At 69.8% G+C, this 12,566-nt stretch carries 12 protein-coding genes; 7 read left to right on the top strand and 5 right to left on the bottom strand.

What is annotated here, in order from left to right:
- The first annotated feature begins 115 nt into the window (after positions 1-115).
- The gene (locus tag ACIBBH_RS33715) at positions 116-1,168 is read left to right on the top strand and encodes a chitinase (protein WP_399411244.1); all 1,053 of its coding nucleotides are present in this window, start codon (positions 116-118) and stop codon (positions 1,166-1,168) included.
- A 6-nt stretch (positions 1,169-1,174) separates the two neighbouring features.
- Here ACIBBH_RS33715 and ACIBBH_RS33710 read toward each other — a convergent pair whose 3' ends face one another.
- A complete protein-coding gene (locus tag ACIBBH_RS33710; protein ID WP_399411242.1) occupies positions 1,175-1,786 on the bottom strand; it encodes a LysE family translocator in 612 nt (203 codons plus the stop codon).
- Positions 1,787-1,993: 207 nt separating this feature from the next.
- Between ACIBBH_RS33710 and ACIBBH_RS33705 the strand changes: the two genes are divergently transcribed.
- Positions 1,994-3,106, top strand: coding sequence for an endonuclease/exonuclease/phosphatase family protein (locus ACIBBH_RS33705; RefSeq protein ID WP_399411240.1), 1,113 nt, complete (start codon positions 1,994-1,996; stop codon positions 3,104-3,106).
- 51 nt (positions 3,107-3,157) lie between these two features.
- On the opposite strand, the gene ACIBBH_RS33700 is transcribed toward ACIBBH_RS33705, so the two are convergent.
- A complete protein-coding gene (locus tag ACIBBH_RS33700) occupies positions 3,158-4,540 on the bottom strand; it encodes a glycine--tRNA ligase (RefSeq protein ID WP_399411238.1) in 1,383 nt (460 codons plus the stop codon).
- Positions 4,541-4,700: 160 nt separating this feature from the next.
- Between ACIBBH_RS33700 and ACIBBH_RS33695 the strand changes: the two genes are divergently transcribed.
- The 4 genes from ACIBBH_RS33695 (at position 4,701) to ACIBBH_RS33680 (ending at position 7,834) form a co-directional block, all read left to right on the top strand.
- Entirely contained in the window at positions 4,701-5,657 is a 957-nt protein-coding gene (locus tag ACIBBH_RS33695; protein ID WP_399411236.1) for a metal ABC transporter substrate-binding protein, read from the top strand.
- Between the two features lie 35 nt (positions 5,658-5,692).
- Positions 5,693-6,460: a metal ABC transporter ATP-binding protein gene (locus ACIBBH_RS33690; protein WP_399411234.1), complete on the top strand. Its 768-nt coding sequence runs from the start codon at positions 5,693-5,695 to the stop codon at positions 6,458-6,460.
- The gene (locus ACIBBH_RS33685; RefSeq protein WP_399411232.1) at positions 6,460-7,362 is read left to right on the top strand and encodes a metal ABC transporter permease; all 903 of its coding nucleotides are present in this window, start codon (positions 6,460-6,462) and stop codon (positions 7,360-7,362) included. The genes ACIBBH_RS33690 and ACIBBH_RS33685 overlap by 1 nt, the downstream gene beginning before the upstream one ends.
- A 61-nt stretch (positions 7,363-7,423) precedes the next feature.
- Complete coding sequence (locus tag ACIBBH_RS33680) at positions 7,424-7,834, top strand: Fur family transcriptional regulator (protein ID WP_399411230.1); 411 nt, start codon at positions 7,424-7,426, stop codon at positions 7,832-7,834.
- 139 nt (positions 7,835-7,973) lie between these two features.
- On the opposite strand, the gene ACIBBH_RS33675 is transcribed toward ACIBBH_RS33680, so the two are convergent.
- The 3 genes from ACIBBH_RS33675 to recO all read right to left on the bottom strand — a co-directional run bounded on the left by ACIBBH_RS33675 (position 7,974) and on the right by recO (position 10,588).
- Positions 7,974-8,795: a glycosyltransferase family 2 protein gene (locus tag ACIBBH_RS33675; RefSeq protein ID WP_399411227.1), complete on the bottom strand. Its 822-nt coding sequence runs from the start codon at positions 8,793-8,795 to the stop codon at positions 7,974-7,976.
- Between the two features lie 152 nt (positions 8,796-8,947).
- On the bottom strand, positions 8,948-9,793 hold the full coding sequence (locus ACIBBH_RS33670) for an isoprenyl transferase (RefSeq protein WP_399411225.1): 846 nt from the start codon (positions 9,791-9,793) through the stop codon (positions 8,948-8,950).
- Positions 9,794-9,841: 48 nt separating this feature from the next.
- Positions 9,842-10,588 carry a DNA repair protein RecO gene (recO, locus tag ACIBBH_RS33665; RefSeq protein ID WP_399411223.1) on the bottom strand — a complete coding sequence of 249 codons (747 nt, stop codon included), beginning with the start codon at positions 10,586-10,588 and terminating at the stop codon, positions 9,842-9,844.
- 350 nt (positions 10,589-10,938) lie between these two features.
- Here recO and ACIBBH_RS33660 point away from each other — a divergent pair, with 350 nt between their 5' ends.
- Positions 10,939-12,558 (top strand): ABC transporter substrate-binding protein, encoded by a 1,620-nt coding sequence (locus ACIBBH_RS33660; RefSeq protein ID WP_399411221.1) that lies wholly within the window; start codon positions 10,939-10,941, stop codon positions 12,556-12,558.
- The last annotated feature ends 8 nt before the right edge of the window (positions 12,559-12,566 follow it).

Below are 12,566 nucleotides of genomic sequence, written 5' to 3'. Positions count from 1 at the left end.
TCACTTGCTCGTGACCTTGGAGGGCCTTTTGGTCCAGACCTATTGACGAGAGGTCTGGACCACGCGCACTGTCATGCCTACGACACCTCGCCGCACCCCCACCGGGAGGCCCCGCATGATCCGCCGGAAACTGCGCCTGCTCGCCGGCACGCTGATCGCAGCGCTCCTCGCCCCTCTCGCCCTCGCCACCGCCCCCGCCGCCTCCGCCGCGGACACCTGCGCCGTGAAGTCCCGCCCGGCCGGCAAGGTCCTCCAGGGCTACTGGGAGAACTGGGACGGTTCGAGCAACGGGGTCCACCCGCCCTTCGGCTGGACCCCCGTCACCGACTCCCGCATCGCCGCGCACGGCTACAACGTGCTCAGCGCGGCCTTCCCGGTCATCCGCTCCGACGGCACCGCGCTCTGGGAGGACGGCATGGACGCGGGCGTGAAGGTCGCGACGCCCGCGGAGATGTGCGCGGCGAAGGCGTCCGGGCAGACGATCCTGCTCTCCATCGGGGGCGCCGCGGCCGGCATCGACCTCAGCTCCACCGCCGTCGCCGACCGCTTCGTGGCGACGATCGTGCCGATCCTGAAGAAGTACAACTTCGACGGCATCGACATCGACATCGAGACCGGGCTGGTCGGCAGCGGCAGCATCACCCAGCTCTCCACGTCCCAGTCCAACCTGATCCGCATCATCGACGGGATACTGGCGAAGATGCCGTCCAACTTCGGCCTGACGATGGCCCCGGAAACCGCATACGTCACCGGCGGCAGCGTCACCTACGGCTCCATCTGGGGCGCCTACCTGCCCATCATCAAGAAGTACGCCGACAACGGCCGTCTGTGGTGGCTGAACATGCAGTACTACAACGGCAGCATGTACGGCTGCTCCGGCGACTCCTACGCGGCGGGCACGGTCGCGGGCTTCACCGCCCAGACCGACTGCCTCAACAAGGGGCTGGTCGTGCAGGGTACGACCGTGAAGGTGCCGTACGACAAGCAGGTACCCGGCCTGCCCGCGCAGTCCGGCGCGGGCGGCGGCTACATGTCACCGTCCCTGGTCTCCCAGGCCTGGAAGCACTACGGCACCTCGCTCAAGGGCCTGATGACCTGGTCGGTGAACTGGGACGGCTCGAAGAACTGGACCTTCGGCGACAACGTCAGGGCACTTCAGGGCCGTTGACCCGGGTCAGCGGGCCGTCAGCGCGAGCTTCGCGCCCAGCGCCACGAACGATCCCGCGAAGCTGCGCCGCAGCCACGTCATCACGCGCGGCCGCGAGGTGACGTGGCTGCGCACCGAGGCGGCCAGGATGCCGTACGCGGCGAAGACGACGAACGTCAGCAGCATGAAGACACCGCTCAGCCCCAGCATCCGTACCACCGCGTGCGGTTCCCCGGGGCTGACGAACTGCGGCAGGAAGGCGAAGAAGAAGATCGTCAGCTTCGGGTTGAGCAGGTTGACCAGCACCGCCCGGACGATCACCTGCGCCGCCGAGCGCGGGGCGGTGTCCTCGTCCACCGTGATCGCCTCCTTGTCCCGCGCGGTGGCCCAGGCCATGTGGAGGAGGTAGGCGACACCGGCGTACTTGAGCACCTGGAACGCCGCCGCACTCGCGTTGAGCAGCGCGGCGACCCCGGTGACCGTGGCGAGCACGTGCGGCACGATCCCGAGCGTGCAGCCGAAGGCGGCGACGACGCTCGCCCGACGGCCCCGGGAGAGCCCGGCGGCCAGGGTGTACACGACGCCGGTGCCGGGGGTGGCGACGATGACGAGGGTGGTCAGCAGGAAGGCGAGGCTCATACCGTCACCCTGGCGCACGCCGTGGACCGGGAAACAGGGCCAATCGCCGGTCGGTATGCCGGACCAGTCACCACACGCCGAGGTGCGGGCAGCCCTCCGTTGGACACCCTCCCGCACGCCTCGGACAATGGGAATGGTCAGCGAGCAGTCACTTGGCGGCGCCTGCCGCCCGGCGCGCGGTGTGCGCGCCGCTCGAGGAGGCCTGCCATGATCCTCCGTATCGCCACCTTCAACGCGGAGAACCTCTTCCGCCGTCCCAAGGCCTTCGGCCTGCCGGACGGGACGCAGCGGCAGGAAGTCCTCGACGACTTCCTCGAGTTGGTCTCTCTGCTGGACCTGCCGACCTACACGGCCGCGGACAAGGAGCGGATCGGCCGGCTCATCCTGAAGCACCGGGCCTACGCCATCGACCCGGACAACCCCCCGCCGATCTACATCAACCAGATCCGCCCCGGCAGGGAAGCCGGACTGTTCAAGCCGCCGCCCGCCCACCCCGACCACATCGATGTCACCGCGAAGGGCCGTGGGGCGTGGGCCGGTTGGGCCGAACTCACGCAGGACGACCTCGACGAGAACGCGGTGCGGAACACCGGCCGGGTGGTCGCCGAGGTCGACGCCGACATCCTGCTCATGCCGGAGGTCGAGGACCGGCTCACCCTGGAGCGCTTCAACAGGCAGATCCTGGCCGGCGCGCTCGGGCGGCGGCCGTACCCCTACAACATGCTGATCGACGGCAACGACAGCCGCGGGATCGACATCGGGATCCTCAGCCGTCACCCGATCACCTCGATCCGGTCCCACGTCTTCGATCCCGACCCGGAGCGTCCCGGCGAGCATCTGTTCAGCCGCGACTGCCCCGAGTTCGAGATCCGGTTCAACGGGACGCCCCTGGTGCTCCTCGGCAACCACCTCAAGAGCAAGTCCAACGACGACCCGGCGCTGCGCCTGGCCCAGGCCCGGCGGGTCGCGCAGATCCACCAGGCCGCCCTGGAGCGCTCCCCGTACGTCATGGTCGCCGGCGACCTCAACGACGACCTGGACAGCGAACCGGTCGCCGCCCTGCTCGACACCGGCCTGCGTGACGCGATGAGCCACCCCGCCTACGCGGGAGAACTGCGCGGCACGCACGGGAAGTGCGAGGCCCGGGACAAGCTCGACTACCTGCTGTTCCCGCCGCCGTTGTGGCACCGGATCCAGCACGTCGGCCTCGAGACGCGCGGGATCTTCGAACAGCCCAAGCCGTTCGACACCGTGACCTCGAAGGCCACCGAGGCCTCCGACCACGCCGCGCTCTACGCGGACCTGGACCTGGACCTGTAGACACGGCGGTGCCGGGCCCCCGGAGGGGCCCGGCACCGGGAAAGCCGTGGATCAGGCGCCGATCAGGCGGCTCGCGAGGTAGCCCTCGATCTGGTCCAGCGACACGCGCTCCTGCTTCATCGAGTCACGCTCACGCACCGTCACGGCGTTGTCCTCGAGCGTGTCGAAGTCGACCGTGACGCAGTACGGCGTGCCGATCTCGTCCTGGCGGCGGTAGCGGCGACCGATGGCGCCGGCGTCGTCGAACTCGATGTTCCAGTGCTGGCGCAGCGCCTGGGCGAGGCCCTTGGCCTTCGGCGACAGCTCCGGGTTGCGGGAGAGCGGGAGCACCGCGACCTTCACCGGGGCCAGGCGGTGGTCCAGGCGCAGGACGGTGCGCTTCTCCATCTTGCCCTTGGCGTTGGGCGCCTCGTCCTCGACGTAGGCGTCGAGCAGGAACGCCAGCATCGCGCGGCCGACACCGGCCGCGGGCTCGATGACGTACGGCGTCCAGCGCTCGCCGGCCTCCTGGTCGAAGTAGGACAGGTCCTGGCCCGAGGCCTTGGAGTGGGCGCCGAGGTCGTAGTCGGTGCGGTTGGCGACGCCCTCCAGCTCGCCCCACTCGCTGCCGCCGAACTGGAAGCGGTACTCGATGTCAGCGGTGCGCTTGGAGTAGTGGGAGAGCTTCTCCTTCGGGTGCTCGTACCACCGCATGTTCTCCTCGCGCAGGCCCAGGCCGGTGTACCAGTTCCAGCGCTGCTCCATCCAGTACTCCTGCCACTTCTCGTCCTCGCCCGGCTTGACGAAGAACTCCATCTCCATCTGCTCGAACTCGCGGGTGCGGAAGATGAAGTTGCCGGGCGTGATCTCGTTGCGGAAGGACTTGCCCATCTGGGCGATGCCGAACGGGGGCTTGCGGCGCGAGGTGGTCTGCACCTGGGCGAAGTTGGTGAAGATGCCCTGGGCGGTCTCGGGGCGCAGGTACGCGACGGAGCCGGAGTCCTGGGTCGGGCCGAGGTGGGTGGACAACAGGCCCGAGAACTGCTTGGGCTCGGTGAACTGGCCCTTGTTGCCGCAGTTGGGGCAGTTGACGTCCGCCAGGCCGTTCTCCGGAAGGTGCCCCTTCTTGGCCTCGTACGCCTCCTCCAGGTGGTCCGCGCGGAACCGCTTGTGACACGAGGTGCACTCGGTCAGCGGGTCCGTGAAGGTGGCGACGTGGCCGGAGGCCACCCAGACCTCGGGGGCCAGGATGACGGACGAGTCGATACCGACCACGTCCTCGCGCGACGTCACCATGTAGCGCCACCACTGGCGCTTGAGGTTCTCCTTGAGCTCGACACCCAGCGGCCCGTAGTCCCAGGCGGCGCGCTGTCCGCCGTAGATCTCACTGCAGGGGAATACAAAGCCACGGCGCTTGCTCAGGCTGACGATGGTGTCGATCTTGTCGGCGGCCACGGTGCTCTCTTCATTACGACGACGGGCGACGAAGCGAGACGCTTCAGAGCGAATGCTTCAGGGTACCGGCGGGTGCTCCCCCTCAACCAAATCGGTCCCGCGCTCAGCCCTTCACGGGGCTTGTTGACAACGGTTTCCAGTTTCGTTGAAAATGACTGTCATGAACGTACGACGACGCCTCATACCCGCGGTGGCGACGACCGCGGCAACCGCCCTCGGTCTCGCCGGCCTCTCCGCCTGCTCCGGCGCGAGCGCCGCGGGCAACACGGACAAGTTCGACGTCGTCGCGTCGTTCTACCCGATGACCTTCCTCGCCGAGCAGATCGGCGGGAGCCACGTCCACGTCACCAGTCTCACCCAGCCCGGCCAGGAACCGCACGACCTGGAGATCAGCGCCCGGGAGACCGCGCGGCTCCAGGAGTCCGACGCGGTGCTCTACCTCAAGAACCTCCAGCCCTCCGTCGACGACGCGGTGGCCCAGTCCCGGATCAAGACGAAGATCGACGCGGCCTCCCTCACCACGCTGGAGAAGCACGGCAACGAGGCCGGCGGCCACGCGGCCGAGCACGACGACTCCAAGAACGGGGAACTGTCCGGCCTCGACCCCCACATCTGGCTCGACCCGGTGCGCTACGCCCAGGTCGCCGAGGGCGTCGGCAAGGCCTTCGAGAAGGCCGACCCCGGCCACGCGGCCGACTACAGGAAGAACACCGCGGCCCTGGTCAAGAAACTCGACGACCTCAACACCCGGTTCGAGGACGGCCTGGCGAACACGCAGACCAGGGTCTTCGTCACCACCCACGCCGCCTTCGGCTACCTCGCCGAGCGCTACGGCCTCACCGAGGAGGCCATCAACGGCCTCGACCCCGAGTCCGAGCCCAGCGCCGCCCACGTGAAGAACCTCGAGAAGACGGCGAAGGCCGACGGCGTGACGACCGTGTTCTACGAAACGCTCGTCAGCGACAGGACCGCGAAGACCATCGCCGCCGACGCCGGGCTGAAGACGGACGTCCTCGACCCGATCGAGGGCATCACGTCCACGTCCCGGGGCACGGACTACTTCTCGGTCCAGGAGTCCAACCTCAAGGCCCTGCGCAACGCCCTGGGAACCAGGTGACACCGAACCACGAGACACCCCCGGAGGACGACGTCATGGCAGAACCGGTCATATCCCTGCGCGGCGTCCGGGCCGAACTGGGTTCGCGCCCCGTCCTGCGCGGCATCGACCTCAGCGTCCGCCGCGGTGAGGTCGTCGCGCTGCTCGGCGCGAACGGCTCCGGCAAGTCGACCGCGATCCGCGCGATCATCGGCCAGGTGCCGGTCAGCGCCGGCGAGATCGAACTGTTCGGCACCCCGCGCCGCGGCTTCCGGGACTGGGCCCGCGTGGGCTACGTACCGCAGCGCACCACGGCCGCGGGCGGCGTCCCGGCGACCGTGACCGAGATCGTCTCCTCCGGCCGCCTCTCCCGCACCCGCTTCGGCCTCTTCCGCAGGACCGACCACGAGGCCGTACGGCACGCCCTGGAGCTGGTCGGCATGGCGGACCGGGCCAAGGACGCCGTGCACGCCCTCTCCGGCGGCCAGCACCAGCGGGTGCTGATCGCCCGCGCCCTGGTCGCCGGACCCGAGCTGCTGATCATGGACGAGCCGATGGCGGGCGTCGACCTGGCCAGCCAGGAGGTGCTCGCGCAGACCCTGAGGGAGCAGGTCGCGGCCGGTACGACGGTCCTTCTCGTCCTGCACGAACTGGGCCCGCTGGAGCCCCTGATCGACCGGGCGGTGGTCCTGCGCGACGGCTGTGTCACGCACGACGGCCCGCCCCCGCGCGCAGTCGGCCAGCACGCGCTGCCCGGCCACGACCACGTCCACCCGCACGCCCCGGCGGGCACCGAACCGATCCGGACGGGACTGCTGAGCTGATGGAAATCCTCGACTTCGCCTTCATGCAGCGGGCGTTCATCGCCGCCGTCCTCGTCGGCGTCACCGCGCCCGCGATCGGCATCTATCTCGTGCAGCGCCGCCAGCCCCTGATGGGCGACGGCATCGGGCACGTCGCGATGACCGGCGTCGGCCTCGGCTTCCTGCTGAACACCTCGCCGGTGTGGATGGCGACCGCCGTCTCCGCGCTCGGCTCGGTGCTGATGGAGCTCATCCGCTGGTACGGCAGGACGCGCGGCGACATCGCCCTGGCCATGCTCTTCTACGGCGGCATGGCGGGCGGCGTGATGTTCGTCAACCTCGCGCCGGGCGGCTCCAACGCCAACCTGAACTCCTACCTCTTCGGCTCGCTGTCGACGGTCTCCCCGTCGGACGTGAACGCGATCTCCGTGCTGGCCGCGTTCGTCGTCGTGGTGACCCTGGGGCTGCGCAGGCAGCTGTTCGCGGTGAGCCAGGACGAGGAGTTCGCCCGGGTCACGGGGCTTCCCGTCCGTGCCCTGAACCTGCTCACGGCGGTCACCGCGGCCGTCACGGTCACCGTCGCCATGCGGGTGGTCGGCCTGATCCTGGTCTCGGCGCTGATGGTGGTGCCGGTAGCGGCGGCCCAGCAGCTCACCCGGAGCTTCGCGGCCACCTTCGCGATCGCCGTCGCGATCGGCGTGACCGTGGCCATCGGCGGCACGGTCACCTCGTACTACCAGGACGTGCCGCCCGGCGCGACGATCGTGCTGCTGACCATCGCGGCGTTCATCGCCCTGACCGCCCTGGCCACTCCGCTGGCCCGCCGCCGCGCCCGGGCCGCCGCCGGCCCGCGGCCCGCCGGGGACCCGGCCCAGTGCACGATTCCGGCCACCCGGGGGACCGCCGACGAGGTCGGCGTCTGACCGCGCACAGCCCGGACTGGCACAATGACCCGGGTTAGCGTGAGACGTGAGGAGGCAACCGGTGACGACCGCTGGACCGCCCGTGAAGGGCCGCGCCACCCGGCAGCGTGCCGCCGTGGCGGCAGCCCTCGACGAGGTCGACGAGTTCCGCAGCGCGCAGGAGCTCCACGACATGCTCAAGCACAAGGGCGACTCGGTCGGACTGACCACGGTCTACCGCACCCTCCAGTCCCTCGCCGACGCCGGCGAGGTCGACGTCCTGCGCACCTCCGACGGCGAGTCCGTCTACCGCCGCTGCTCCACCGGCGAACACCACCACCACCTCGTGTGCCGCACCTGCGGCAAGGCGGTCGAGGTCGAGGGCCCGGCGGTGGAGAAATGGGCGGAGGCCGTCGCGGCGGAGCACGGGTACGTCAACGTGGCGCACACGGTGGAGATCTTCGGCACGTGCGCGGACTGCGCCGCGCACTGATGGGGTCCTTGCACCATGAGCGCCCGACAAGGTCGCGCGGGCACAGTGCAGGGATCCCTGAGCCGAGGTGCCGGGGCCGCCGCTGCGGGACCCCGGCTCTCGGTCGTCACGGCCGCGACCGGCCGCCTCGCCCGCGGGCTTACGACCGGCTCGCGAAGTGAACCGTCGCCGACGGTCCGCTCCTCGGCATCGGCCTGCGGACGGTGCTGAACAGCCGGGCCAGGACGGCCGAGCGGCCCTGGTCCGCCGTGTTCGGCGCGATGGCGGCCACCCCCGCCTGGAGCCACTGATCCCACTCCGGCCGGTCCGCCGGGTCCAGCCGCCCGTGGTCCTCGGCCATGTCCAGGATCCTGGTGCCTATCTCGGTCGCCATCGAGCCCCCGTGAAAGCGGTAGCGGCTGCCGATGACGCCGAGGTGACACACGTCCACCTGCCCGCCGGACAGGGCGACGGAGATGTTGAGGAAGGTCTCGACACCGAAGTCCGGCGGTAGCGGGACGCGCAGGTGACGGGTACGGACGGCACGGTAGCCCGTGAGGGCGTTCGCCCCGTGGTAGCCGACCTCCGGGAAGAACCGGGCGGTCAACGGCTCGTAGATGGTGAACGTGGACGCCAGGATGGTGCCCGGATGGTCGTACTCGTAGTCACCGACCACGTGGTCCGCCGTGCCGCCGGCCGCCGCCTCGCGGAGCAGCGCGGCGACATTCCGTTCCGACGTGACGAGGTCGGCGTCGAGGAAGCACGTCCACTCGCTGTCCACCGCCGACACCGCCAGTTGCATGGCCGCGCCCTTGCCGAGCGGGCCGCTCAGCACCTCCGCACCGGCCTCCCGTGCCCGCCGGGCGGTACCGTCGGTCGACGCGCTGTCCACGACCAGCACACGGTCGCCGGGCCGCGCGGCCTCGAGGGCCTGGCCGACGATCGTGGCCACCGTGGCCTCTTCGTTGTGCGCAGGAATCACGAAAGCGAACAAGCGGAACCCCCGTTGAGATCGAGCAGTCGCTCATGATCTTAAATCGCACACGCAAGCGGCCTATTCCCGGCCGCACAGGGCGACGGCGGGAGTGACACGCTTCACGGCCGGAGCGTCGGTGATCTCCACGGACCCGGTGGCTACGAGGTGCCGCCCCGCATGTCCCGTTCCATGGCGAGCAGTTCCTCGTTGGGGACGGCCCCGCCGAACCGGCGGTCGCGGGAGGCGAACTCGACGCAGGCACGCCACAGGTCGCGGCGGTCGAAGTCCGGCCACAGCACGTCCTGGAAGACCATCTCGGCGTACGCGCTCTGCCAGAGCAGGTAGTTGGAGGTGCGCTGCTCACCGCTGGGGCGCAGGAACAGGTCCACGTCCGGCATGTCCGGGTAGTAGAGGTACCTCTGGATGGTCTTCTCGGTGACCTTCGCAGGGTCGAGCCGCCCGGCCCGCACGTCCTCCGCCAGCGCCTTCGCGGCGTCCGCGAGCTCGGCCCGGCCGCCGTAGTTCATGCAGAAGTACAGCGTGAGCCGGTCGTTGCCCCTGGTCTGCTCCTGGGCGATCTGCAACTCCTTGGCGACGGACTTCCACAGCTTGGGCATCCGCCCCACCCACCGCACCCGGATACCGAGTTCGTCGAGCTGGTCGCGGGTCTTGCGGATGAAGTCGCGGTTGAAGTTCATCAGGAAGCGGACCTCGTCGGGCGAGCGCTTCCAGTTTTCGGTGGAGAAGGCGTACAGGGAGATGTTCCCCACGCCGACCTCGATCGCGCCCTGCAGCACGTCGAGGACGCGCTCGGCCCCGACCTTGTGCCCTTCCGTCCTGGGCAGCCCGCGCTCCTTGGCCCAGCGGCCGTTCCCGTCCATGACGATCGCCACGTGGCTGGGGACGAGCTCGCCGGGGAGCTTGGGCGCGCGGGCGCCGGACGGGTGCGGCTCCGGCGTCCTGTACTCGCGGCGCCGGCGCCCCAGGATCCCGCGTACGACCATGTGCTTCTCGTCTCCCTAGGTGTTGCCGATCTCGTGGTGCGTGGCGTTCTACTTTTCCACGTACCGAAGGGAGCGCAGTCCACGCTCCAGATGCCAGTGCAGGTAGGCGGACACCAGCCCGCTGCCCTCCCGGACGTACCGCGGCTCGCACGCGTCCGCGGTCTCCCAGTCTCCCGTAAGCAGCGCAGCGAGCAGTTCGAGGGCCGCCGGCGAGGGTACGACGCTGCCGGGCACCCGGCAGTCCACGCACAGGGAGCCGCCGGACGCCACGGAGAAGAACCGGTTCGGTCCGGGCATTCCGCACTTGGCGCAGTCGCTGAACGTCGGCGCGTAGCCGTTCACCGCCAGGGACCGCAGCAGGAAGGCGTCGAGTACGAGGTGCGGGGCGTGCTCACCCCGGGCGAGGGTGCGCAGGGCGCCGACGAGCAGGAGGTACTGCTGGACGGCCGGCTCGCCCTCGTGGTCGGTGAACCGCTCGGCGGTCTCCAGCATGGCCGTCCCGGCGGTGTAGCGGGCGTAGTCGGTGACGATCCCGCCACCGTACGCGGCGATGGTCTCGCTCTGCGTGCACAGCGGGAGCCCGCGCCCCACCAGCTCACTCCCCCGCGCGAAGAACTGCACGTCCACGTGCGAGAAGGGCTCCAGCCTGGCCCCGAACTTCGACTTCGTCCGCCGCACCCCCCGGGCCACCGCCCGCACCCGCCCATGCCCCCGCGTGAGCAGCGTGATGATCCGGTCCGCCTCACCCAGCTTCTGGGTGCGCAGCACGATGCCGTCGTCGCGGAACAGACTCATGAGCCCATTCTGCCCTCCTGCGGGCCTGTGCCGGGGCCAGGGAAGTACCGCCCTCGGCGTGACCCCCGCCACCCGCCGGAACGCCGCCGCGAAGGAGCCGGCGAAGGCGTGGCCCGCCCTGCGGAGCCGCGGGGCCGGGGGACGGCGGCGCCGGTCACCGGGGACACCATGAACACCCCGGGGGGCTGTGACGCCGGCCTGGGCCAACTCCCCCATTTTGCCGCGTCATTGGTCCAACCTCTGACGGCTACGCCATTCGTGTGCGGTCCCTTGACCGCCCCCGCGGGCCCCCCTATGGTCGCGCTGACCGACCGGACGTAGGACGTCGTATCTCCCCCGCTGGAGGACCCGTGCGCGACGTGACCCACGACGTGCCGGCGGTGCACCGCCGGTCGTTCCTGAAGTACACCGGCGCGCTGGGCGCGGCCGCCGCCCTCTCCTCGTCGCTGGCGGCCTGCTCCTCGGGGCCGGAGTCGACGAACGACACCGGCGGCGGCGACCGCACGCTGACCGCGGTGATCGGTTACGGCAACGACGGCAGCTGGGATCCGACGCAGACGGCGTCCGCGTTCGCCATGGCCGCCAACAACCACATCTACGAGGGGCTGCTCGACACCGACCCGATCTCCCGCGAGCCGTACGCGGCGCTGGCGACCGAGGTGCCGAAGGACAGCGGCAGCACCTCCTGGCGGTTCACGCTGCGGACGGGAGCGACGTTCCACGACGGCAAGCCGGTCACCGCCGACGACGTCGTCTTCGTCTTCGACCGGATCCTCGATCCGAAGACCCAGACGCTCGCCAGGGGCTTCTTCGCGAGCTGGCTTAAGGAAGTCCGCAGGATCGACGCGCGGACGGTCGAGCTGGTGCTCAGGTTCCCCTTCCCGGACGGGCTTTCGCGGCTCACCCTGGCCAAGGTCATGCCGAGGCACGTGTTCTCCCGGCCGGGCGCCTGGGACGATGCGATCAAGGGTCTCGCGGTGGGCTCGGGGCCGTACCGGCAGACCGCGCACCATCCGAAGTCCAACACCACCTTCGAGGCGTTCGACGGCTACAACGGGCCGCGCAGGCCCGCCTTCAAGAAGATGAACTGGCTGACGATCGTGGACGCGGCACCCCGCGTGGCGAAGATCTCCGGGGCGAGCGCGGGCGCGCAGATCGCCGACAACATCCCGTACGCCAACATCACGCGCCTGAAGCAGGGCGGTCTGACGGTCGCGGGCGGAGCCGGGATGAACAACCTGTTCCTGATGTTCAACACCCGGCACAAGCCCTTCGACGACGTACGGGTGCGGCAGGCGCTGCACTACGCCATCGACACCGGCAAGATGGTGGAGGTCGCCCTGAAGGGGCACGGGAAGCCGTCCTCGTCCTTCCTCGACGAGGGCAACCCCTCCTACCGGCGGGCGAAGACCGTCTACGACTACGACCCCGAGAAGGCGAAGGCGCTGCTGAAGGCCGCCGGGGTGACCCGCCTGAAGGTGAACATCCTGGCCGTCAACGTCAGTTGGATCGTGGACTGCCTGCCGACCATCAAGTCCTCCTGGGACGCGATCGGCGTCGAGACGACCCTCTCCCCGCAGGAGACCACGGCCGTCTTCACCAAGATGGACCAGAGGCAGGACTACCAGGTCGTCGCCGCCGCCTCGAACCCGAACCAGTTCGGGCTCGACGCCGACCTGATCATGCATTACAACTACGGCCCCGACAACCTGTGGATGCGCTACACCCGGTGGGCCGACACTCCCGTCGCCAAGCAGCTCTTCCAGGACATGGACCGGGCGACCCGGGAGCCGGACCCGGACAGGAAGAGGGCGATGATCCAGGACTACGTCGACGTCGTCGCCGAGCAGGCCGTGCTCTACCCGGTCGTCCACAACGAGCTGATGACCGCCTGGGACCCGCGCGAGCTCACCGGAACAAGGGCGCAGCCCTACCCCGGCATCAACCTGCTCCAGGCCAAGTGGGTCTGACGACCACG

It is taken from the genome of Streptomyces sp. NPDC051636 (genome assembly GCF_044453765.1).
GTDB lineage: Bacteria > Actinomycetota > Actinomycetes > Streptomycetales > Streptomycetaceae > Streptomyces.
Note: the sequence above shows the minus strand (reverse complement) of the source record. Positions and strands in the feature narration are given on the sequence as shown.